The organism is Arthrobacter rhombi (assembly GCF_900163545.1).
Classification (GTDB): domain Bacteria; phylum Actinomycetota; class Actinomycetes; order Actinomycetales; family Micrococcaceae; genus Arthrobacter_H; species Arthrobacter_H rhombi_A.
The window spans coordinates 73,664-96,303 of the sequence record NZ_FUHW01000044.1; the positions used below are offsets into that span (position 1 = coordinate 73,664).

Consider the following 22,640-nt stretch of genomic DNA (forward strand, 5'->3'; position numbering starts at 1 on the left):
CCCATGAGGGGAATTATTCTGGCCGGTGGTACGGGGTCGCGGCTGCACCCGATCACCCAGGGCATCAGCAAACAACTCGTTCCGGTCTATGACAAGCCGATGATCTACTACCCGCTGGCGACCCTGATGTTGGCCGGTATCAAGGACATTCTGTTGATCACCACACCCCAGGACGTGGAGCAGTTCCGCAGGCTGCTGGGGGACGGGTCGCAATGGGGGATCACCCTGGATTTCGCCGTCCAGGAATCCCCTGACGGCCTGGCCCAGGCCTTCCTGATCGGGGAAGAACATATCAACGGCGGCAACGTGGCGCTTGTCTTGGGCGATAACATCTTCTACGGCTCCGGCATGGGCACCCAGCTGCAGAAGCTCGCCGATCTGGAAGGCGCTGCCATCTTCGGGTACCAGGTGGCCGATCCGACCGCCTACGGTGTCGTCGAATTCGATACCACGGGCCGGGCCGTCTCGCTGGAGGAGAAACCCGAGAAACCGCGCAGCAAATATGCGATCCCGGGACTGTATTTCTATGACCACCAGGTCGTGGAGATCGCTCGGGGGCTGAAACCATCGCCGCGCGGGGAACTGGAGATCACCGACGTCAACCGACGCTACCTGGAGATGGGCCAGCTGCAGGTTTCCGTGCTGGCCCGCGGTACGGCGTGGCTAGATACCGGGACCTTCGAATCACTGAACGATGCGTCGAACTACATTCGCACGGTGGATGCCCGGCAGGGGCTGAAGATCAGCGCCCCGGAAGAGATCGCATGGCGGCAGGGGTTCATTTCCGATGCCGAGCTCGAAGCGCTGGCCCGCCCGCTTCTCAAGAGCGGATACGGGGCCTACCTGCTGGAATTGCTGCACTGAGACGCCTCGCTGAGCCCGCGGCCGCAGGCCAAGTGCGAGAATGGAACCGTGACTGCGAACCTTGACCCCCTCACCGGGCCCGGCGTTGCCGGAAGTCCCGGGACTGCCCCCGGCTTCGAACGCCGCGCCGAAATCGACCTCTCGGCCATCCGAGACAACGTCAAGCGGGTGATCGAATTGGCGGCGCCGGCCACCGTGATGGCGGTGGTGAAAGCCGATGCCTACGGCCACGGAACGATCCCCGTCGTCCAGGCTGCCCTGCAGGCAGGAGCCGGGTGGATCGGGGCCGCCCACATCAGTGAGGCGCTACCCATCCGCGCTGCCGGCGTGACGGCGCCGCTGTTGGCGTGGCTGCACACCGTCGACTCTCCGTTCGCCGAAGCCATCACCGCCAATATCGACCTGGGAGTTTCCAGCGGCTGGGAACTGGAATACATCGCTGCGGCAGCCCAACAGGCCGAGCTGCCCGCCCGGGTGCACCTGAAAATCGATACCGGTCTGGGCCGCAACGGTTGCCCGCCGGACCGCTGGGATGAACTACTCGGCGCCGCAAATGCCTACCAGGAGGAAGGCTTGCTGCGCGTGGTGGGGGTCTTCACCCACCTGGCCGTTGCCGATGAACCTGACCGCGAAGAGACCGATGAACAACTGGCGGCCTTCCGTGAGTCCGTCAGCCTGGCAGAAGACGCAGGTTTCGACCTCGAGGTCAGGCATGCGGCGAACACCCCGGCCATTCTGTCCCGTCCGGATGCGCACTTCGACCTGGTCCGCCTGGGCTTGGGCATGTACGGGCTGAGCCCCTTCGCTGACCAGAGTTCGGCTGAGTTGGGGTTGCGCCCTGCCATGCGTTTGGTCGCCCGGGTGACGAACGTGAAGAAGGTGCCGAAGGGCCAGGGGGTGTCCTACGGGCTGACCTACCGCACGGGGGAAGCCACGACGCTGGGGCTCATCCCGCTCGGTTACGGTGACGGGGTGCCGCGTTCAGCGGTGGAGGCGCCGGTGCTGGTGGACGGACGAGTCTTACCCAGCCGCGGCAGGATCGCCATGGACCAGTTCGTTGTTGACCTGGGTCCCCTCGAGGATCCTGAATCCCTGGTGGGAACCGAAGCCGTCTTGTTCGGCGGTGACGGGCCAGCAGCCGATGCCTGGGCCACCGCGGCGGGCACCATCAACTACGAGATCGTCACTCGGGTCTCCCAACGCGTCCCGCGGGTCTACGTTGAGGGCTCATGGGGGCCAGCCGATGGCTGAACCGGCAGTGGGGACCCTCCCGGTCTGGACCGTCGAGCTGACCGCCCAGTCGGCGACGGCGACCCAAGAACTGGCAGCCAGCTTGGGAGAACAGCTGGAAGCCGGGGACCTGATCCTGCTCAACGGTGAACTCGGTGCCGGGAAAACGACGTTCACCCAAGGACTGGGTGCCGGTTTGGGGGTGCGGTCGGGGATCATTTCGCCGACCTTTGTGCTCTCACGGATCCACCCGTCCACCCGTGGCGGCCCCGATCTGGTCCACGTGGACGCCTACCGCCTCGGAACGGCCGCCGAACTCGACGACTTGGACCTGGACCAGGGCCTGGAATCGGCGGTCACCGTGATCGAATGGGGCGCCGGTAAAGCCGAGCAGCTCAGCGACTCACGCCTGGAGATCGCCCTGCTGCGTGCCACCGGCGAAACCATGGCCGAACCGGGCGGCGAACTCGTGCTGGACTACTCCGAAACAGAGGACGAGGATCCGCGGACCCTGACCATTGCCGCCTTCGGGCCCCGGTGGGCGGACCACCGACTGTTCTGAAGCCACCGGATGGGGAGTTCTCCCCATCGCGGGTTCCGGGCCGCCGCCCTAGGGTGGATCGGATGGAAGCCGGACGGAAATGTTGAAGGTCAGCGCGCAGCTGCCAGCGGGCTGGCAGCAGATCGAGACCGCAGGATGCCGCTTTCTGGCTTTTCATACCGGAGCCCCGCCGCCAGCGGAACACACCCAACTGTTCGTGGGCAGCGACGCTGTGCCGGTCACCGTCCACGGGCTGGACATCATGGACTCGATCAGCAGGGAGCTCGATTCCCGACGCCCCGAATCCACGGCACTGCCCAGCACGATCATCGCCGTCGAATACCCCTCCCGGGACCTGCTGGAGGGGATCGAGGGGCTGCACATCATCGAGGAGGCCGCCTCCACCATGGCCGGCCAGCAGGCGTGGAGGATGGATCTCACCCACAGGCATCGCGGGGTGGCCCTGTTCACCCGGCGGTGGGTCATCGACGCCGGGGCGACCACACTGGAAATTGCGGCGACCTGCACGCTGGATCATTTCAGCCACTTCATCGGCGACTTCGATGCACTGGAAGAGCGGATGGTGTGGGCCGCCTGAGAGCCCGGCTGACACGTGGGGCCGGACCGGCATACGATGGACCGGTGCTCATTCTGGCCATAGATACGTCCGCAGCTGCCTCCGCGGCAGTGCTCTCGCAACCTTCCACCGACTGTCCCTCCGAGGTGCTCGCCTCCTTCGAAACCACGGAAACGAACACCCACTCCGAGGTCCTGGCCCCCGGCATCGACTCCTTGCTGACCGAGGCGGGGATTGCCGGCACCGAACTGGATGGCATCGTCGTCGGTGTCGGCCCCGGGCCCTTCACGGGGTTGCGTGTGGGCATTGCCACCGCCCGCACCCTGGGTTTCGTCTGGGGAATACCCGTCCACGGGGTCATGAGTCTGGACGCGATCGCCTGGGACGTGATGTCCGAAAGGGTACGTGGTGGCCGGGCCGCATCAGGTGACGGCGGATTCTGTGTCGCCATCGACGCCCGGCGCAAGGAACTGTATTGGGCCCGTTACACAGCAGCTGGCGAACTGGTTGATGGGCCACAGGTCGGAACCGCGGAGACTCTGCCGGCACTGCCGATGCACGGTGCCGGAGCCGGGCTGTATGCGGAACGGTTGGAAGCCGTCGGGGCGAGGGTGGATCCTGGCTTCGCCGAGCGCCGGCCCGCGGCAGCCTCGCTGGGCGCCTGGGCCATCCGGGTCCTGGGCCGGGGCCAGGAGCTGCTGTCCACCACCCCCTTGTACCTGCGCGAATCCGATGCCAAGGTGCCGCGGCAGATGAAGGGGACCCCCGCCTCATGAAGTTCCGCGAGATGACCGAAGCAGATATCCCGGCCGTGTGGGAGATGGAACGAGAGCTCTTCCCCGAGGACGCCTGGCCGTTGCGCATGTTCCATGAGGAGTTGAGACAGACCGGAACCCGACGCTACTGGGTGGCGGAGGACGAAGGGCGAATAGTGGCTTACTGCGGCATGATGTGCGTGCTGCCCTTGGCCGATGTCCAGACCATTGCCGTCCTTCCCGCCTACGAGGGGCGCGGGATCGGAGCCACGCTGCTGCGTGGACTCATCTTCGAGGCCACCGAACGTGGAGCGAAGGATGTCCTGTTGGAGGTGCGTGCCGATAATCCTCGCGCCCAGGGACTCTACGAACATTTAGGGTTCGAGCACATCCACACCCGGCGCGGATACTATCCCGGCGGTGTGGACGCCAGGATCATGAAACTGGGCCTGAGTGGCTGAGCCTGTCCGGCCGTTGATCAGCCGTGGCCTTTTTCGTCGGCGGACATGAGGCTCCGACGCAGCCGGTCGATGTCGGAGATCGTCTCGTTGCCCAACTGATCGAGCTCGTCCAACATAGCCGCCACATCCCGCCACGCACCTGGGGTGTTTGCCGAGGAAATCCCCTCATGCAGGCGCGAAGCGAGAGCCCCCAAGCTGCTGGCTCCCGCCATGGAGGCGGCGGTGCTCAGTGAAAGCGCCGCATCCAGTCCTGCTTCGGCGTCGTGCTGATTCACCGCCCGGTGCAGGCGGTGGCACCGCTGGGGCCACAGTCCGATGAACCGGTCCATGAAGGCCGCGGCTTCGCCCTCGCCCACCTGATCGGCCAAGGCCCAGAGCACTGACGGGCAGACCCGCCCGCTGGGCCCCGAGCGCTCCGGACGGTGGTTGTCGGTCATGCTCCCATGTTGGGCCTCGCTCCTACCGAAACCGCTCAAGCAATGCTCAAGATCTGCTCAAGATCAGGCACGACAGGACAGCGCTGATCTTGTGTAAAACTTTTGTCAATTCAGGGGCTGTTCTTGATGCACCCCGATGATGCTGGTTCCAACAGCCGGGGAAACAGGTCGCCGGTAGCGGTTATGAGGGAGACACCATGAACAAGATGAGCAAGGGTGCACTGGCCACCGGACTCGGCGTTGCACTATTGATCGGTGGAGGTGGATCGCTGGCCGTGTGGAACACCAGCGCCCAGGCAAACGCCGGAACGATCGTCTCCGGGGACATGGGACTGAAGGCCGAAGCGGCCTCCTGGACGAACTCTGCCGGAACCAACGTCACCGCCAAGGTCAAGGACGGAACCTACAAGATCGTTCCGGGGGACTCGCTGAAGTTCACTCAGCCGGTCGAAGTCACTCTGACGGGGGCCCTGCTGAAGGCACAGCTCAGCGTCACAGATACCGCGCTGACCGGGGACCGAACCTTCAACGCTGCGAACTACACCGTCAGTGCCGTGGACATCAAGGACTCTTCTAGCAAGAGCGTGATCGGCCAGGAGCTGACCCAGGACGGCCGCTACACCGCCTCGGTGACCTTCGACTTCAAGGCCAGCACCTCTGGCCTGAGCGACACGAACGCGAAGTACGACTTCAGCAAGGTCGGCTACAAGCTGGACCAGATCGCCTCCTCCAGCGACTAGGACCGCGTCGCGGCCCATCACACCGAAGCACGCCACACCACCGAAGGTCCGGGAGGATCACATGAGAACGACGTCGGCGCTGAAGACAGCAGCACTGCTCATTGTCTCCGTCGTTCTTGCCCTCGGCAGCGTGCAGGGAAGCCTTGCCGTGTGGAACACCGCTACCGGGTCGGGGGCTGGGACGGTCCAGGCTGCGGACTTCGCGGTCTTGGTCAAGACCGCCTCGGGGAACGAGCAACGCCTATCCGCCAACGGCGTGCCAGCGACGGTCACCCTTCCGGCAGTCACCAACCTGCAACCAGGGGAGACCCGCACTCTGCCGGTTGCTGTCACGAATGCGACCAACGCCGGCAGTGGCGCGTTCAGGATTCGGCTCACGGCTTCGCCAGCCGTCGTTTCCGGGGCGAAGACCCCCGGATTGGCGGCAACGGCCGGGATTTCCACGACGGGCAACTGCTCCGGGCAGACCAGTGCCACCGTTGACTTGGCGCAAAATGGCCAAGCCACCCTGTGCGTGAAGGTGACCTTGCAGGACAAAGTCCCGGCAACGTCGGGCGGGCAGACGAACAGTGTCAGCGTCAAGCTCGCAGCCACCCAACTCTGAGCCCCACCCACTCGTTCCCCGTTGGACCCCACAGTGAAGGACACCATGGCACAGCACGCAGCTTCGAAAACCACGAACCACGGCTCCCCGACCTCCCTGCTGGGCAGCGCATTGAGTCTTGTCGCGCTGGTTCTTGCTGTCTTCGCTGCGGCGGTACTGATTATCGTGCCGATGGCGACCGGCTCGCAGACCTACTCCGTACTGACCAACTCGATGCGGCCTCATCTTCCCCCAGGGACCTTGCTGATCTCCCGGCCGGCGGCGTTCGGAGACCTCTCGGTGGGGGATGTGATCACCTACCAGCTCGAATCCGGGCAAGCCGACGTGATCACCCACCGCATCGTTTCGACCAGTGCCGACCAGCAGGGAAATACCTTGTTGATCACCCAGGGGGACAACAACTCCCTGCCCGACGAGGAACCTGTTCGTGAGGTCCAGGTCCGCGGGAAACTCTTCTACGCCGTGCCCTACGCAGGGTTTCTGGCGAACTGGCTGGGCAACCAGGACCGCGGTCTGGGCGCACAGATCGCCGCCCTGGCCCTCATCGGCTACGGCGGGTGGAACGTGGTTGGCGGAATCCTGACCCGGCGGCGGAAGTCCAGCAAACCGGCAGAGGCGGCCGGCGAGCAGATCCTGGCTGAGAACGAAGCCATGGCGAACCCGGATGTTGCTGCCGAAGCCGCTGTTTCACTCGGCCACTCGTGGCCTGAACTCGAAACACCACCGGTGGTCCGTTCAACCCGCACCGTCCATTCAATAGATGGGCCGCGTCCGCGTGGACGCAGCCGCCACGAAAGGGTCTCCCGATGAGCTGCAAGCAGGCCTCCGCGACCGTCACGGAAACCACCCGCAAGTCCTCACGAGTACGTCTGGCAGCCATCGTGTATGCCGTTGTCGTCGTCATGGGTATTACCGGGACCGGTGCACATGCCCTGTGGAGCCAAAACGGCACGGCAGTCACCAGCGTGACTACCGGCGTATGGGCACCGCAATTGATGGCAGGCGCATCAGTGAAGTGTTCTCCTGACTTTAGTTGGCCGAAGAGCGAAGGCATCCTGAATGTCGCCTTCACCCCTCCCGTGGATGCAGATCTAGTAGAAGTGACCATCATTGATGTGGCGCAGACAGTTCATACCGAAAAGGTGAAAGTCAACAAAGGCGGACAAGCGACCGCCAAGCTCCCCGTGACTAGTGAGTGGTTGAAAACGACCAGCTTCTCCCTTTCCCTGACTCCCTCATATCTGGGGATCGCCACCGAACCAGTCCAGAAGACAGTCACGGTAGATATGCGATTCTTGGGCAATATCAAGGCTTCTTGTGGTTAGGGACCAAAAATCATCTCGTGACGGCGTTCTAAGTTTGAATATCTAGGTCGGGGAACTGCACCTTGAACGTGCTGCCGATCCCCGGCTCGCTGCTGACGCTGATTGATCCGCCGTGTTCTTCCACCAGTTCCTTGGTGATCGACAGTCCCAGACCGGCCCCCGGGATGGCGGACCTCCGGACCGTGTCGGTCCGGTAGAAACGGGTAAAAAGGCGTTCCAACTCGTCCATGGTCATGCCCTGGCCCGTATCCGTAACCTCCAGTATCGGATCACCGGTCACGGAGCGATACGTCGAGACGTTGACGGAGCCGCCTGCAGGGGTGTATTTGAGTGCGTTGGAGAGCAGATTATCCACGATCTGTCCGAGCCGACGCTCGTCGCCGAGCAGATCAAGTCGGTTCGTCACCTTGGCGCTCAAACTGACAGCCAGCCGTTCAGCACGCGCGCTATGCGTGGGCAGGCAACCCTCGAGCACTTCCGTGAGATCCACCGGTTTCCTCGAGATCTCCACTTTGCCGGCGGCGGCATCGAGCAAATCCCCCACGAGGGCCAGTAAGCGTTCGGCATTGCGTTCGGCCACTCGCAGGTACACCTTCACCGCTGGGTCAAGATCCGCGGACTCGGAGGCCATCTCCAAGTATCCGACGATGGAGGTCAGCGGGGTACGCAGTTCGTGGTTCACCGTGGCCAGGAATTGGTCTTTGGCAGCGAGGGCCTCCAGAAGGTCGGTGACGTCGTGGAAGGCGATCACCGCTCCATGGTGTTGGCCATCGAGGAGCATCTGGCTGGCGGAGGCGTTGAACGCGCGCATTGCCTCTGGTCGGCCTCCCCAGACCAGTTGGCCCGAGTAGTCCTCTCCGAGGACTGCGCGGCGGACCGGGCGCTGGTCCGCCGGTAGCGGTGTGGTCCGGTCGGCACCGAAGATCAACAGCCCCGCCTCATTCGGATCACTATCGTCCTCGGGGATGAGGGAGTCGTGGATGGTTCGCTGGGTGTCGTTCATCATCAGATCGTGGCCGCCTTCGTCGACCACGACGACGCCGACGTTGGCTGTATTGAGGACCGTGTTGACTAGCACCGCGTGTCTTTCCGCCTTCTCCAGCGCGCGGCGAGCGCTCCTTTGGGCCCGGGCGACGGCCAGGGACATGACGGCAATGGTCATCGTGAAGGCAAAGAGAACGACGGGGACTAGCAGCGGTTTGATGAGGGCCTTTGTTGAAAGCTCCGAACCCGCGAGGATCGTCTGGCCCCAGACCACGCCGAGTGGCAGGAGGAAAGAGACCGCCAGAACGAGGCCGGTCCGATAACGGGACCACGCCAACCAGAACAACGGCAGGGCCATCAGAATCGAAATACCGGTCAAGGTCTTAAAGCCAGCGAGCGACATCACGAAGAAGGCCAGCATGTCCATCAGCGGTACGAGGAGCACGACTGGCTCGGGCCAGCGCGTCCACGGCAGCACGGATGCGGCGACGGTAGCAGCAGCTATGGCGACAAAGCCGATCCACACACCGGGGGCCGAGAGCGCCGCCTGAGTATCGGCCACCAAAAAGAGGACGATGACGATGAGTGCGGCAATCGCCGAGGGGAGCTGGTTCACCGAGGCGAGCCCCCGGGCTCCCATTGCGGGAAGAGGTTCACGGAGGAAGCCGATGCGCAGAACGCGTCGGAGGCGAGCGGCAGGGGAGAGGGGACGGGCTGGTGCATCAACGCGTTCGTTCACCCAATCAGCCTACGGGGTACCGGAGCCCGATCTGTGCCGCAGGGCACAGGCTCCGACGATAGACTGAAGGCTCGCATCGCCGTCGATACTGGGGAGTTCGTTGTGCAGGAAAATCGCGTGGCCGTCGTTGTCGAGGATGACGAAGATATCCGGGGACTTTTGGAGGCCGTGCTGTCGCAATCCGGATTCGTTGTTCACGCCACGGCATTGGGAAACGACGGCGTGGAACTGGTGAAACGGAATGCACCCGATCTGGTCACGTTGGACCTGGGCCTGCCCGATATCGACGGTTTCGAAGTGGCTCGCAGGATCCGGTACAGTTCAGATGCCCATATCGTCATGCTGACCGCCCGAACGGATGAGATCGACACGATTTTGGGGCTAGAGACAGGAGCGGATGACTTCCTGACCAAGCCCTTCAGCCCCCGGGAACTGAGGGCCCGGGTCGAAGCCATCATGCGCCGTCGAGAACGTCACCGGGTATACGGTGAAACCTCGGCAACGACGGGCGCACCAGCCGCGCCAGCTGTCGCCGAACCACTATCGGGCCAGCAAGTGGCCGCAAGAGAACCGGAGGCGTCGACAACGTCTGTGGGCCTCAATGGATTGGTGCTGGATTCTGCCTCCTACTGCATTGAAGCGGAGGGCACGGAGATCGCAGTGACCCCTACCGAGTTCGCCTTGCTCCAAGCCATTCTGGTTGGCGGGCGCACGGTACGGACCAAGACTTCACTGGTTAGAAGACTGCGTGATGAGGATGCCGACGCCGGTACGTTCGTCTCCGAAGCAGACGAGCGCAGCGTGGAAGTCCACATCGGGAACCTTCGGCGCAAGCTCGCGGACAACGCGAAGGCGCCCCGCTGGATCGAAACGGTCCGTGGCATCGGCTACCGTGCCGCCCGGCCCCGCCAGTCCGCAGGAGGGGCATGATCCCAGTTCAAGACACTAAACTGGAGCCATGACTTCCGTGGCACCCCTGGTTCTGGGCATTGAATCCTCCTGCGACGAAACCGGCATCGGGATCGTCCGGGGCGCCGAACTACTGGCCAACACGGTCTCCTCCTCCATGGACGAACACGTCCGCTTTGGCGGTGTCATCCCCGAAATCGCCTCCCGGGCCCACCTGGAGGCCTTCGTGCCGACACTGGAGGAAGCCCTCTCCACTGCCGGCGTGCGCCTGGCCGACGTCGACGCGCTCGCCGTCACCTCGGGCCCCGGTCTCTCCGGGGCGCTCATGGTCGGAGTGGCCGCAGCAAAAGCCTTGGCCCTGGCCTCGGGGAAACCGCTGTATGCCATCAACCATTTGGTAGCCCATGTGGGGGTGGGGGTGCTCGACGGCGGGGCTCTGCCCGACCGGCTGGGTGCCTTGCTGGTCTCCGGGGGACATACCGAGATCCTGCGGGTGAATTCGCTGGCCTCCGATGTGGAGCTGCTCGGGGCCACCATCGATGATGCTGCCGGAGAAGCGTACGACAAGGTGGCCCGACTCCTGGGGTTGGGCTATCCGGGCGGACCTGTCATCGACACGATCGCCCGTGAGGGCGACCCGAAAGCCATCCGCTTCCCCCGCGGGCTTTCGCTGCCGAAATTCACCGGTACCGCCGAATCCCCGGGAAAACACCGCTACGATTTTTCGTTCTCGGGACTCAAGACCGCGGTGGCCCGTTGCGTGGAGCAGTACCGGGCCCGCGGCGTAGAACTCCCGGTGGCGGACATCGCCGCCTCCTTCCAGGAAGCGGTGGTCGACGTGGTGACCAAAAAAGCCATCATGGCCTGCACCGAACACGGGCTGGACAACCTTCTGCTCGGTGGTGGCGTCGCGGCGAACTCGCGCCTGCGTGAACTACTTGCCGCCCGGTGCACCTCTGCCGGCATCACATTGAGGGTTCCGCGGATCGGGTTATGCACCGACAACGGGGCGATGGTGGCGGCGCTGGCCTCACAACTGGTGATGGAGGGGGTCGAGCCCACCGGCCTAGAATTCTCCGCCGATTCCGGCCAACCGGTGTCGGCCATCAGCCTGTAGCCCGCTGCTCAGGCGATGTGCATTCTGGCGATGTTGTCTTTCACCACGGCGCGCAGGTCCCCTGAGTTGGCGGCAGCGATCTTGCGTTGCCACTGGTAGCCGGCTCCACCCCGGATGATGCGTTCGACGTCGGCGAGTTCATCACTGCACCCCAGTTTGCGGGCCACCGGCTCCAACCGGTTCAGCTCTCGCATCAGGTGGTCGGTGACCAGCATTTCATCACCGGCGGCATTGAGGATGATGATCGCGTCCATGCCATAGCGGGCGGCCCGCCACTTATTTTCCGTGCGATGCCAGGGAGGCATCACGTCGATGCTGCCGCCGTGATCCAAAGTAGTGGACATGTCATCCACCAGGCACTGGGTGAGGGCGGCAATGGCGCCGATGTCCTGCAGCGAGGACAAGCCATCGCAGATCCGCATCTCCACGGTTCCGAACCGGGGGACCGGGCGGACATCCCAGCGGATTTCGGAGATGTCGTCGATGACGCCGGTGTGCAGCATGTCAGCGACGTAGCCTTCGAATTGCGACCAGGTCTCGAAATGGTAGGGCAGTCCCGCGGTGGGCAACTGCTGGAACATCAGGGCCCGGTGGGAAGCGTAGCCGGTGTCTTCCCCGCCCCAGAACGGGCTGGAGGCCGAAAGGGCTTGGAAGTGGGGCTGGTAGTTGATCAGGCCATCGACCACGGGTAGAGCCTTCTCCCGACGATCCAGACCGACGTGGACATGCACCCCGTAGATCACCATCTGCTGGCCCCACCACTGAGTGCGATCGATGAGCTTGGCGTAGCGCTCCTGGTCGGTGACCGGTTGCAGCTTGGGGGAGGCGAAGGGGTGTGAGCCGGCGCTATAGAGGTCGATCCCCAGGGGGTCGGTGACCTCGCGGATGACCCCGAGGTTCTCGTGGAGCTGGGTCTTGGCCTCGCTGACCGTTTCACAGACTCCGGTCACGATCTCGACCGTGTTCAACAGGAGCTCCTGCTTCACATGCGGGTGCTCCTCATCGGGATCCAACCCGCCATGGGCAGCATGAATGCCCTCCAACACCTGTTGGGCTACCGATCGCAGGTCCCCACTCTCGTGGTCCACGAGCGCAACTTCCCACTCGACGCCGAGCGTTGATTGCCGGGAGTCGGCGAAATCGATCTGCATCCGCGTTCCTGACGTCGGTGGGTATGAGTACCGGCTCAGTCTAGCTGTGGGGGACCGGCCGCTGGGGACAACCAGCTCACAGCGGTGTGACCTCGATGGCCACACGGCGATCGCCGATCCGAGTGAGGACCAGCGTCGCCCGGCGTTTGGCTTTCTTCCCCACGCCGGCCAACAGCATCTTGCGTAGTTCCTCCGGTGCGACATCGAGCCCGCGTTTCTTGATGTCCAATATGCCGATCCCTTCGGACTTTGCCCACATGCGCAACGCCTTGACGTTATAGGGGTGGACACGTGTCACTTCGTAGGCCCGGGCAAAGGGGGTCTGTACATGTTCGGGGGCGCAGAAGTAGGCAATATGCGGGTCCACCAGGTGGCCGCCGACCTGCTGAAGCGCCTCGGCCACCAGTCCGGCCCTGATGACCGCCCCATCGGGTTCGTAGAGGTAGCCTTCGATGTCGCCGACGGGAACCTCGCCGCGCAGTGAGGCCCCGGCGTCGTGGTCCGTGGAGGAGGTCAGCTCGTGGGAACCCGCGGTGCCCAGCACCAGGGCGGCCCGGCGGATCCCGGCGCGGGCCAGGGGGCCGAACCACAGCGCGACTTCGGTGACATCGCCGTTAACCGAAACCCATTGGGCTTCGCAGTTGGCCGGGAGCGACTCATGGGGGATCCCGGGACCGAGCTTCACGCCGACGGGCAGCCCGCGGTCGGCCAATGCTTCGACATGGGATAACGGGGGGCTGAACGCTTCGGGGTCGAAGAGCCGAGAGGTGCCCGACGACGAGGTGGTGCGCCGTGCCGGATCCAACCAGACGGCGTCGAAGCCTTCCAGGTCGAAGGTGGTGGCATCCGTGTTGACCACTCGGGCATTGGGCCAGGGCATGAGGTTCACCGTGGCCGCCGCGGCGGTTGTCTCATCGAGTTCGACGGCGGTGACGTCTAGTTCCAGGGAGGCCATGGCCATGGAATCGACGCCCAGCCCGCAACCGAGGTCGGCCACCTTCGAGAATCCGGCACCGACGAACCGTTGGGCATGCAGGGCGGCGATATTGAGCCGGGTGGCCTGTTCGAGCCCGGCGCGGGTGAAGATCATGTGCTCGGCGAACGGGCCGAGCTTACTGGTCCCTTGGGCGCGGAGGCGGGCCTGGTGGACGACGGCGGTGACCAGTTCGGGATCGTGCCCCTCCTTGCGCAGGCGCAGGTTCAGATCCAACGCCTCTTGGTCTGTGGTCGCTGCGTCGACTGGCAGGGAATTGAGCAGACCGAAACCCTCGGGCGAGAGGACGGCGGCAATATTTTCCGAGGCAGGAGCGGGGGATGGCATGGAAACCAGCCTAGTCGCCGGTTGCCTCGTCCGATCGCGTTCAACAAGGGTAGTGGGGTCGTCGAGTCAACGGTGCTCGGTGCGCGCCATGGGGAGTTCTCCCCATGGCGTGGCCGCAGGAGGTGGGGATAAGTTGGTGGTTGAGTAAGTTCGGGGACCGGCTGAGAACTCGGATGGTTGCCGGTATCAGGAGTAGAGGGGCAGATTCAGATGAGCGGTGTGCACGGGTACGAGATCGTCCCGGCGACGGTGCGCGGCGCGTTGCGACAAGTCAGAAGTGAACGGGAGGACCTGGATACTCAGCGCGAAGCACTTTTGGGACGGATGGAAGACCTGATGGAAGCGACGAAGATGCGGGCCGTTACTACCGCCTTGTCCTCGGTGTGGAACGATATGATCGCGTTGCAGGCGGAAGCGGCAGGGACACGCATCGACAATGCGGTCACCGGCATGGAGGAATCGGTACAGGCCTTCGAACAAGGCGATGCCACGATGATGGACAGCGCACAAGGCTCAATGCAGCAGAGTGTTGTTTTGGACATCGACGACGCACTGACCGTGGAGGAATAGGTATGGTCATTGACGCGACCGGGCTTGAGGGCTGGCCGGAGCCCGCAACTATCGACTCTGCTGCTTCGGCTGTCGCCAAGAAGGGCAAGGACCTCTGCGAAAAGGTGGAGGATTGCGAGACCGCGTGGAAAGGCTTGTACCCGGGGTTCACCACGAAACCCGAGACGGCGCAGGAAAAGGTCAGAGAGTTATTTGACCTGATCACGACCCACGGTGCGGCAGTCAAGGGGTGCCACGTCCCTCGTCAAGGATGCCACGGAGGACTTCGCGTCGAAGATCCGCGAGTTGGAAACCCGCAAGACGGAGGCCCGGCTGCGCATCTCCGAACACGATAAACTCGTTGCCGCGGGAACGGAGGTCACCGCAGGCATCTACACGACGGACATGGTTCAGGAATACGTCAATATCCTCGTGGGAGACTTGGTGAAGGCGGCAGAGAACTGTTCCTCCACGCTGGAAGGCATCGACGGACAGGCCATTGAAAGCGCCGGGTTATTGAAACCGGAATTGGGCGCGGGTGACTACGTCACCATGGCCGCCTGGACGACCTTCGACTCGGTGGTCTACAACTACACGGTTCCCACTGCGGTCGAGGTTCCCTTGTGGGACTACAGCACTACTGCTCCGAGCGCCGATTGGGTAGTCGACGTCGACGGCAATATCAGCCGGGCACCATTCGTCAGTGGACGTGAGCAGGTGGGCTCACGCGTAGAAATCCAGGACGTTGAACATACCGGGACCAAGAAGACGTGGACCGGCATGCGAACCCCGGTCAACCAGTGGGCGTACGACCATTTTCCTTGGTACAAGGATCGGGTTAGAACCCACTCTTCTCTCTATACCGACGCTGGGCCGCGTATCTGGGACGTGAAGGGGCGGATCCTCGACTTCGAAGATGCGATGCGCAATGGTGGCAAGCTCACCAAGGCCCTGCGTGTGGCCGGTCCGATTGCCACCGTTGCCACGATAGGACTCACCTATAAGGGCGAGTACGACCAGGCCGAGGCCGAGCTGGCCGTAGACCACCCTGATTGGACCGAAGATGAAATTTCAGCTCGCGCTCGAGAAATGGCTGGTGTCCAAGGAACCGTCCAGGTTGGCCTAGACATTGGTGCCGGGATGGCGGGCGCTGCGATCGGCACCGCGATTGGTGGCCCCGTGGGCACTGTGATCGGTTTCGGGGTCGGCATCGGCCTCAGTTGGGTCTTGAACGAATCCGGGATCGCGGATGGAATCAAGGACGGTGCCCAAGACATCTGGGATGGTGGCAAGGATCTCGCTGAGGGCGTAGGAGATAAGATCAGCGACGCGTGGAATTCAGTGTTCGGATAGCCTGTAGCCCGTCTGCGGATACGGGGAGCCAGGATCTCGAGCGTGGTCCAGCCACGTTGCCGACCGGCAGAACGAACGACAAGGAGACCACAAATGACCGCAGAACAATGGGCACCCTGGGTGTCCTTCGTGTTCGGGTTGCTGAACTTTATCGCCGGGATCCTGGCTTACCGTGGCCGATACCAGGCCTGGTTGATACTCAAGGGCTCGTTGCTACCCGGCTGGCCCGGATTGGCTTCCTTGTACCTCGGGGTGGCCTTCATGATGATCGGCGTGGGGCCACTGGTCCTGGGGTACGCGCCTCCCTTGCTCCAGCTGGCCCATTTTTTCCTGTTGTTTCCCTGCCTGGTCGTGGGCATCATCTCCGTGTTCTGGCTGCCCTCCTTCATGATTCCGGCCTGGATCAAGGAAACACGCAGAAGAATGCGAGCAGGAGAGGACCAATACTCCAAGGACATGGCCCCTGGTGGGGTCCTTCATGGTCGTCTCGGCGTCGCCGCCCGGCACCAAAACGGGGGACAGGGCGGGCCCCGGGTTGCGAAACCTGATGCCGACGGGAGGAACCGATGAATACCGACACCTCGACAGGGAAGTGGCGCCGGGAAAACCATCAGACCGTTAACCTGCCTTGCCCACCGGAATGGGTCAGGCTCGCAGGGGAGGCCGACGCCATGGTGTTGGCCTATCCTGAGGTCTCCCTAGATACGTTCCGGCCGAACATCGTGGTGCGCAGCCATCCGACATCCGGTTCTCTTCCGGCACTGGGCGCACAGTCGCTCGCCGGCATGCTGGGTGGGGTGCCCGGCTCCCATTGCATCGCACACGACCGCGGGGAGGTGGCTGATCGGCCTGCACGTGGACAATTATTCACGTTCTCCACCGACGAACACACGGTACTGGTTGACCGCTGGTTGTTTTTCGCCGGGGCAAACGCCGTGGAAATCGCAGCCCACTACACCATGGAACAACAGGAGGACATTGCTCCGCTGTTCGCCGAGATCCTTGCCGGGGCGATCATCGATGACGCAGTAGCCGATGGGTCGATGCCCGAACCCCTGCGTGAACCGCCGCTGGACTCGTACCTCCAAGAAACCTCAGGAATCCGTGCCGAAGCCGTGGACCGGGTTTGCCGGATCCAGCCGTATCGACCGGCGGGCCCCGTGTTGACTGATGCGGCCTTCCGTCTGGTCATGGACCATGCCGGGCAGAAGCGGCTGGGGAAGATGCAGATGATGGCCGCGGCCGGAGAGTGCGCAGAACTAGTGTCCGTAGGACTCATGGAACCGGACGGCGCCTTCACCCGCGCCTTCGAGCTGTTGTCGGTTCCCCTTGGTTCGGCCCGACGACGGTTTGTCGTCGAAGGCCAGTACGGTACCCAAACCACTCAGCTTGATGCTTGGGCAGGGGGAGGAGGTGTGCTGGTGGCCACACGGCCCTCGCATGCGCAGCTGGTGCTCGGTGAGACGGAAAACGCCGTCCCGCCGGGGGCTGTACGCCTGGACGTGATTCGTGAGGGCAGCCTGCCCGGTGCCATCGCTGCCTGGGCCGGCCTGGGGCCCGCGTGGAGCGTGCTGGGAACCGTGGACCAGGTTCCCATGGGGGCCTTTGAAAACCGGGTTGAGGGTTCCGGGGCCCCGCCTGCGGGAGCGGATCGCGCTTTGGAGAGAGCATGGGCCCAACCTTGGTTCGTGTGGCGCTTTCGGATGCCGGATCTGGACATGGAACGGGCGTGGCTTAATGCCGCGAGCGCCGGACACTTTGCGATTGGCCGCTCCCCGGAAGGGACCATGAAGGTCCAGGCAACGCCATCGGCACATGTCTGGAAAACCATGAGCCAGGAGATCGGGCTGGCTCTTCAACTTCACTAGCTTCATCGAGGGTTGCGGCGGTGTACTTCACGGTGACCTTGGCGGGGATTTCCGCGCCCGCACCGCGGAATGTCAATGAAGAGCCGGGGGCGCGCGCAAAGTCGGTGGCAGGTACCGTTGGATCATGAACCCCGCCGATGAATTCCCCACCCCCTCACCAGGTGCCCCGGCTACTTCGATCCCGGGGGACGGGAAGGCAGCTGAGGGCCTCCCTGAAACCGGTGAAGGACTTCTGGACAGCTTCCCGGAAGCCCTGGCAGCCGGAGACGTCGACGCGGGGGAGGCCATCTGGCCCCGTGGTTCGGCTCTCGGATTCCGGGTCGTCCTCTATGCAGCTTTGTCCATCGGCGTGGTGGCCGGACTGTCTCTCATCGCGGCCTGGGGCATCCAAGCAGTATTGACCGGCTCCTATCTCCGCGGCGGAGGCGAATACTTCGGCTCCGGTATCGAGGCGAGCGCGGCGAGGGAACTGTTGTCCTTACCGGTCGGGGGATTCATCTCGGTCCTTCTGCTTTGCCTCATCGGCATGTGCGTCGGGGTCTGGGGCATCCAGCGCGGCAAGGCTGCTCACAGTGTCTGATTTGGCACTCGCCTTGACCGAGTGCCAGCGACCTCATAGAGTCTGTATTAGCACTCGAAGACATCGGGTGCTAAAGCCTGAGGTACTTGCCAGCTGGCACCGCGACGACGGTTGGTACACCCCAACGGCCCCGTAACCATTGGTAACTCACGCAAAGGAGAGATCCGCATGTCGGTCTCCATCAAGCCTCTCGAGGATCGCATCGTTGTTCAGCCGCTCGAGGCAGAACAGACCACGGCTTCCGGCCTGGTCATCCCTGACACCGCCAAGGAAAAGCCCCAGGAGGGCAAGGTCGTGGCAGTGGGCCCGGGTCGCGTTGACGACAACGGCAACCGCGTTCCCGTCGACGTCGCCGAGGGCGACGTCGTCATCTACTCGAAGTACGGCGGCACCGAGGTCAAGGTCGGCGGCGCCGAGTACCTCGTCCTCTCCGCCCGCGACGTTCTGGCCATCGTCGTCAAGTAGTTCCCGAGCGTGAAGCCCCGGCCCCAGCGGCCGGGGCTTCACGCGGTGAGCAAGGAGTAGCAACATGGCAAAGCAGCTTTCATTCAACGACGACGCCCGCAAGGCGCTCGAGGCCGGCATCAATAAGCTGGCCGATACCGTCAAGGTCACGATCGGCCCGCGCGGCCGCAACGTGGTCCTGGACAAGAAGTGGGGAGCCCCCACGATCACCAATGACGGCGTGACCATCGCCCGCGAGATCGAGCTTGACGATTCCTACGAGAATCTCGGAGCCCAGCTCGCCAAGGAGGTCGCCACCAAGACCAACGATGTCGCCGGTGACGGAACCACCACCGCCACGGTGCTCGCTCAGGCACTGGTCAAGGAAGGGTTGCGCAACGTCGCGGCCGGCGCTGCGCCGGGCGAGATCAAGCGTGGCATCGAGGCCTCGGTCCAGGCCGTGACGGCCCGTCTGGCAGAGAACGCCCGCCCCGTTGAAGGCGAGGACGTGGCCAACGTGGCCGCGATCTCCGCCCAGGACGACGAAATTGGCGAGCTGCTGGCCAAGGCATTCGGCACGGTCGGCGCCGAAGGCGTCATCACGATCGAGGAATCGAACACGACCTCGACCGAAATGACCATCACCGAGGGCATGCAGTTCGACAAGGGCTACCTGTCCCCGCATTTCGTGACCGACCCGGAACGTCAGGAAGCCGTCCTCGAAGACGCCATGATCCTGATTCACTCCGGCAAGATCTCCGCCGTGCAGGACTTCCTGCCGCTGCTGGAGAAGGTCCTGCAGGCCAATAAGCCGCTGTTCATCATTGCCGAGGACGTTGAGGGCGAAGCCCTGTCCACGCTGGTGGTCAACAAGCTGCGTGGCACGCTGAGCGTCGTGGCCATCAAGGCCCCGGGCTTCGGCGATCGCCGCAAGGCCATGATGCAGGACATTGCGATCCTCACCGGTGCCCAGGTCGTGTCTCAGGACCTCGGCCTGAAGCTGGACCAGGTCGGTACCGAGGTTCTCGGTTCCGCCCGCCGCATCACGGTCACCAAGGACAACACCACGATTGTCGACGGCAACGGCGACACCGCGGATGTCGATGATCGCGTGGCCCAGCTCAAGGCGGAAATCGGTCGCACCGATTCCGAGTGGGACAAGGAAAAGCTCCAGGAGCGTCTGGCCAAGCTCTCCGGCGGTATCGGCGTGATCCGCGTCGGCGCAGCCACCGAGGTGGAGCTCAAGGAACGCAAGCACCGCATCGAAGACGCCGTCTCCGCCACGCGTGCAGCGATCCAGGAAGGCATTGTCGCCGGTGGCGGTACCGCCCTGGTCGACGCGCTCTCCGTGCTGGACACCGACCCGAACGTGACCGCCCTCGAGGGCGACGCCGCCGCTGCGGTGGGCATCGTCCGCCGTGCACTGGTTCAGCCGCTGCGCTGGATCGCCCAGAACGCAGGCTTCGATGGCTACGTCGTGGCGAACCACGTCTCCGAATCGGCGGTGAACTCGGGCTTCAACGCCAAGTCCGGTGAGTACGAGGACCTGCTGGCAGCCGGTGTCATCGACCCGGTGAAGGTGACGCGTTCAGCACTTCAGAACGCCGCTTCGATCGCCGCCCTGGTGCTCACGACCGAGACGCTGGTCGCCGATAAGCAGGAAGACGACGACAGCGACGGCCATCAGCACTAGGTCGTCACGCGACGCAGGACCCTCTCCCCGCATCAGCTGCGGTGGGAGGGTCCCCTGCGTTAATGGGGTGGGCTGCGCGGCCTGAACAGTGGTGGCCCTCGGTGGGACCCACCCGGCCTGTAACAGTTCGGTAACGGCAGGCTGCTAAAGTAGTGGACGCCGCGCAGGGACGGACCCCGGCCATAGTTAGGTACCAGCCACAGGAAGGCGGCGAAACCATGTCTGATCCACGCCGCTACCGACCCGGAACCGAAACTCCGGCCCCGAGCAAACCGCATTACCGCCCCGAAGTTCAGGGCCTTCGCGCTTTCGCCGTACTCATGGTGGTCACGTACCACGTCTGGTTGGGACGCGTCTCCGGAGGCGTCGATGTCTTCCTGCTGATCTCGGCGTTCCTGCTGACCTCATCGTTCGCCTATAAAGTGTCCGCAGGGAAGCCGATCGGGCTGCTGAGGTACTGGTTGCACCGGTTCAAATCACTGTTGCCGGCAGCCGTCGTCGTCCTCTTGGCCGTTCTTCTAGCTACCGCGGCACTGCTGCCCAGGACCCGGTGGGGCGAGGTCTTCGAACAGACCTGGTCGACTCTTTTCTATACGCAGAACTGGACGCTGGCGCGGGAATCGGTGGACTATTACGCCGAAAACCATGGAGCCGCCAGCCCCTTGCAGCACTTCTGGTCGCTGTCGATCCAAGGGCAGGTCTTCATTCTGTGGCCGCTGATCATCGGAGCGGCGGCACTCGTCTGGAAACTGCTCCGCAAGGCTCGTCCACAGCTAGGATTCGGCTCCGTCCTAGCGGTGGCCTTCGGCCTCGTCTTCATCGGTTCCTTGACGTACTCGATCCACATCACGAGCACCAGCCAGTCCTGGGCCTATTTCGACACCGGGGCCCGGCTGTGGGAGTTTGCTCTCGGGTCCTTGCTGGCCGTGCTCCTTCCCCATATCGGCCAACTGCCGATGGCGGTGCGTGTGGCCCTGGGGTGGGCTGGCCTGCTGGCGATGCTTTCCTGCGGCATCCTGCTGCAGGTCCAGCAGCAGTTTCCCGGATACATCGCCCTCTGGCCGACCTTGTCAGCTGCGGCGATCATCACCGCCGGACGGACGGGACATCCGTTCGGCGTCGACCGGTTGTTGGCGGCCCGCCCGCTGACCCGGCTGGGGGACCTTTCATACGCGCTGTATCTCTGGCACTGGCCCATCCTGGTGATCTACCTGTCGGTGAATCGACTCAATGAACCCGACTTTCTGGGTGGTCTTGGCGTCATCGGACTGTCCTTGGGGCTGGCTTGGGCGACGACCAAGGGCGTTGAGACCCCATTCCACGGCTGGCGTTGGCCCACGCTACGGCGCCGACGGCTCGGACTCATCGTCGGTCTGCTGGTGGGCATGGTCGCGATGCCTCTGAGCGGCTGGCAGGCTCGGGTTGCCGCCGACGAAACGGCAGCCCAGTCCCAACCGAAGCTGGACAACCCCGGTGCCGCATCCTTGACACCGGGCTACGAGCCCACGGGAGACCCCGAAGCCATGGTGCGTCCACTAGCGACCCAACTCTCGGGGGAGTGGGCGAACTACGGCGGTGAATGCGGCCAGGGCTATGAACTCACGGACCCGGTCATGGAATTTTGCCAAATGGGCGGGGATCCGCAGACCGCCGACCAGACCATCATCGTCCTGGGGGATTCGCACGCCCAGCATTGGACCAGCGCACTGGACCAGGCGGCCCAGAAGAACAACTGGGCGTGGGTGCTGATCAACCGCAACGCCTGCCGGTTCGGCGCCGAGGACCCCAGCCGTGATGCCGAATGCAACGAATTCAACGAGGTCGCCACCGACTACGTGCTGAACCACGAGGCCGACGCCGTACTGACGCTGGGTACTCTCACGCAGGCCTACGGGTCCACCGATGAGCGCACCCCTGCCGATGAGGAGACCGTCGTCCCTGGCTACGAAGAAGGAATCCGGCCCTTCCTCGAACAAGGAAAACAGGTCATTGCGATGCGCGATACCCCCCGCTTCGGGCTCGGTGTGCCCGAATGCGTGGACCTCAACGGGCCGGACTCCGAACAATGCCAGGTCCCCCGAGATGAGCTCATCGCCGCCGACTCCCCGCTGGATGACCTCCACGCCGAAGCCATGAGGGGAGAACTCCCGGGCGACCTGGGCTTTTTGGATATGACCAGCGAACTCTGCCCGGACGGAATCTGCCGCCCCGTCATCGGCAACGTGTTGGTCTACCTCGACAAATCCCATCTGACCAAGACTTACGCGCGCAGCACCTCCGAGGTGTTCGAACGCCGGCTGAAATCGGCCCTGGACTGGTAAAGGCACCCCGCCCCAGGGTTGCGTTGCACACACCACCGGAGCTAAGGCGTGTCAGTCGGGCGCCGAAGGTCCTAGGA

The 22,640-nt window shown here is 63.7% G+C and carries 24 protein-coding genes; 20 read left to right on the forward strand and 4 right to left on the reverse strand.

Features of this window, described 5'->3' with window-relative positions; genetic code table 11:
- Positions 1 to 3 precede the first annotated feature (3 nt).
- From rfbA to rimI, 6 genes are all read left to right on the forward strand, one after another.
- Positions 4 to 864: a glucose-1-phosphate thymidylyltransferase RfbA gene (gene rfbA / locus FM101_RS13085; protein ID WP_087000372.1), complete on the forward strand. Its 861-nt coding sequence runs from the start codon at positions 4 to 6 to the stop codon at positions 862 to 864.
- Positions 865 to 912: 48 nt separating this feature from the next.
- On the forward strand, positions 913 to 2,115 hold the full coding sequence (gene alr, locus FM101_RS13090; protein ID WP_087000374.1) for an alanine racemase: 1,203 nt from the start codon (positions 913 to 915) through the stop codon (positions 2,113 to 2,115).
- Positions 2,108 to 2,656, forward strand: coding sequence for a tRNA (adenosine(37)-N6)-threonylcarbamoyltransferase complex ATPase subunit type 1 TsaE (tsaE, locus tag FM101_RS13095; RefSeq protein ID WP_087000376.1), 549 nt, complete (start codon positions 2,108 to 2,110; stop codon positions 2,654 to 2,656). The genes alr and tsaE overlap by 8 nt, the downstream gene beginning before the upstream one ends.
- A 79-nt stretch (positions 2,657 to 2,735) precedes the next feature.
- Positions 2,736 to 3,233, forward strand: a complete 498-nt coding sequence (locus FM101_RS13100; RefSeq protein WP_087000378.1) for a hypothetical protein — start codon at positions 2,736 to 2,738, stop codon at positions 3,231 to 3,233.
- Between the two features lie 44 nt (positions 3,234 to 3,277).
- Positions 3,278 to 3,988, forward strand: coding sequence for a tRNA (adenosine(37)-N6)-threonylcarbamoyltransferase complex dimerization subunit type 1 TsaB (tsaB, locus tag FM101_RS13105; RefSeq protein ID WP_087000635.1), 711 nt, complete (start codon positions 3,278 to 3,280; stop codon positions 3,986 to 3,988).
- Entirely contained in the window at positions 3,985 to 4,428 is a 444-nt protein-coding gene (rimI, locus tag FM101_RS13110; protein ID WP_087000380.1) for a ribosomal protein S18-alanine N-acetyltransferase, read from the forward strand. The genes tsaB and rimI overlap by 4 nt, the downstream gene beginning before the upstream one ends.
- 17 nt (positions 4,429 to 4,445) lie before the next feature.
- Here rimI and FM101_RS13115 read toward each other — a convergent pair whose 3' ends face one another.
- On the reverse strand, positions 4,446 to 4,865 hold the full coding sequence (locus tag FM101_RS13115) for an Hpt domain-containing protein (protein ID WP_087000382.1): 420 nt from the start codon (positions 4,863 to 4,865) through the stop codon (positions 4,446 to 4,448).
- A 197-nt stretch (positions 4,866 to 5,062) separates the two neighbouring features.
- On the opposite strand from FM101_RS13115, the gene FM101_RS13120 reads away from it, so the two are divergent.
- The 4 genes from FM101_RS13120 (at position 5,063) to FM101_RS13135 (ending at position 7,534) form a co-directional block, all read left to right on the forward strand.
- Positions 5,063 to 5,605: an alternate-type signal peptide domain-containing protein gene (locus FM101_RS13120; protein ID WP_087000384.1), complete on the forward strand. Its 543-nt coding sequence runs from the start codon at positions 5,063 to 5,065 to the stop codon at positions 5,603 to 5,605.
- Between the two features lie 61 nt (positions 5,606 to 5,666).
- Complete coding sequence (locus FM101_RS13125) at positions 5,667 to 6,209, forward strand: hypothetical protein (RefSeq protein WP_087000386.1); 543 nt, start codon at positions 5,667 to 5,669, stop codon at positions 6,207 to 6,209.
- A gap of 45 nt (positions 6,210 to 6,254) precedes the next feature.
- Entirely contained in the window at positions 6,255 to 7,019 is a 765-nt protein-coding gene (locus FM101_RS13130) for a signal peptidase I (RefSeq protein WP_087000637.1), read from the forward strand.
- The gene (locus FM101_RS13135) at positions 7,016 to 7,534 is read left to right on the forward strand and encodes a hypothetical protein (protein ID WP_087000388.1); all 519 of its coding nucleotides are present in this window, start codon (positions 7,016 to 7,018) and stop codon (positions 7,532 to 7,534) included. The genes FM101_RS13130 and FM101_RS13135 overlap by 4 nt, the downstream gene beginning before the upstream one ends.
- A gap of 28 nt (positions 7,535 to 7,562) precedes the next feature.
- On the opposite strand, the gene FM101_RS13140 is transcribed toward FM101_RS13135, so the two are convergent.
- The gene (locus FM101_RS13140) at positions 7,563 to 9,257 is read right to left on the reverse strand and encodes a sensor histidine kinase (protein WP_143269291.1); all 1,695 of its coding nucleotides are present in this window, start codon (positions 9,255 to 9,257) and stop codon (positions 7,563 to 7,565) included.
- Positions 9,258 to 9,359: 102 nt separating this feature from the next.
- Here FM101_RS13140 and FM101_RS13145 point away from each other — a divergent pair, with 102 nt between their 5' ends.
- The gene (locus tag FM101_RS13145) at positions 9,360 to 10,187 is read left to right on the forward strand and encodes a response regulator transcription factor (RefSeq protein ID WP_179204325.1); all 828 of its coding nucleotides are present in this window, start codon (positions 9,360 to 9,362) and stop codon (positions 10,185 to 10,187) included.
- A gap of 28 nt (positions 10,188 to 10,215) precedes the next feature.
- Positions 10,216 to 11,283: a tRNA (adenosine(37)-N6)-threonylcarbamoyltransferase complex transferase subunit TsaD gene (gene tsaD / locus FM101_RS13150; protein WP_087000392.1), complete on the forward strand. Its 1,068-nt coding sequence runs from the start codon at positions 10,216 to 10,218 to the stop codon at positions 11,281 to 11,283.
- A gap of 8 nt (positions 11,284 to 11,291) precedes the next feature.
- Here tsaD and FM101_RS13155 read toward each other — a convergent pair whose 3' ends face one another.
- Together FM101_RS13155 and FM101_RS13160 are read right to left on the reverse strand one after the other, a co-directional pair.
- Positions 11,292 to 12,434: a glutamate--cysteine ligase gene (locus FM101_RS13155; protein ID WP_087000394.1), complete on the reverse strand. Its 1,143-nt coding sequence runs from the start codon at positions 12,432 to 12,434 to the stop codon at positions 11,292 to 11,294.
- A 76-nt stretch (positions 12,435 to 12,510) separates the two neighbouring features.
- Complete coding sequence (locus tag FM101_RS13160) at positions 12,511 to 13,755, reverse strand: class I SAM-dependent methyltransferase (protein ID WP_087000396.1); 1,245 nt, start codon at positions 13,753 to 13,755, stop codon at positions 12,511 to 12,513.
- A gap of 210 nt (positions 13,756 to 13,965) precedes the next feature.
- Between FM101_RS13160 and FM101_RS13165 the strand changes: the two genes are divergently transcribed.
- The 8 genes from FM101_RS13165 to FM101_RS13200 all read left to right on the forward strand — a co-directional run bounded on the left by FM101_RS13165 (position 13,966) and on the right by FM101_RS13200 (position 22,563).
- Complete coding sequence (locus tag FM101_RS13165) at positions 13,966 to 14,325, forward strand: DUF6507 family protein (protein WP_087000398.1); 360 nt, start codon at positions 13,966 to 13,968, stop codon at positions 14,323 to 14,325.
- A gap of 213 nt (positions 14,326 to 14,538) precedes the next feature.
- Positions 14,539 to 15,657, forward strand: a complete 1,119-nt coding sequence (locus tag FM101_RS13170; RefSeq protein WP_087000399.1) for a hypothetical protein — start codon at positions 14,539 to 14,541, stop codon at positions 15,655 to 15,657.
- 93 nt (positions 15,658 to 15,750) lie between these two features.
- Entirely contained in the window at positions 15,751 to 16,227 is a 477-nt protein-coding gene (locus FM101_RS13175) for a hypothetical protein (RefSeq protein ID WP_087000401.1), read from the forward strand.
- The gene (locus tag FM101_RS13180; RefSeq protein ID WP_087000403.1) at positions 16,224 to 17,525 is read left to right on the forward strand and encodes a hypothetical protein; all 1,302 of its coding nucleotides are present in this window, start codon (positions 16,224 to 16,226) and stop codon (positions 17,523 to 17,525) included. The genes FM101_RS13175 and FM101_RS13180 overlap by 4 nt, the downstream gene beginning before the upstream one ends.
- 124 nt (positions 17,526 to 17,649) lie before the next feature.
- Positions 17,650 to 18,105, forward strand: a complete 456-nt coding sequence (locus tag FM101_RS13185) for a hypothetical protein (RefSeq protein ID WP_087000405.1) — start codon at positions 17,650 to 17,652, stop codon at positions 18,103 to 18,105.
- A 168-nt stretch (positions 18,106 to 18,273) separates the two neighbouring features.
- Entirely contained in the window at positions 18,274 to 18,570 is a 297-nt protein-coding gene (gene groES, locus FM101_RS13190) for a co-chaperone GroES (protein ID WP_087000407.1), read from the forward strand.
- A 64-nt stretch (positions 18,571 to 18,634) separates the two neighbouring features.
- A complete protein-coding gene (gene groL / locus FM101_RS13195) occupies positions 18,635 to 20,242 on the forward strand; it encodes a chaperonin GroEL (protein WP_087000409.1) in 1,608 nt (535 codons plus the stop codon).
- 218 nt (positions 20,243 to 20,460) lie between these two features.
- A complete protein-coding gene (locus FM101_RS13200) occupies positions 20,461 to 22,563 on the forward strand; it encodes an acyltransferase family protein (protein WP_087000412.1) in 2,103 nt (700 codons plus the stop codon).
- Positions 22,564 to 22,640: the final 77 nt, after the last annotated feature.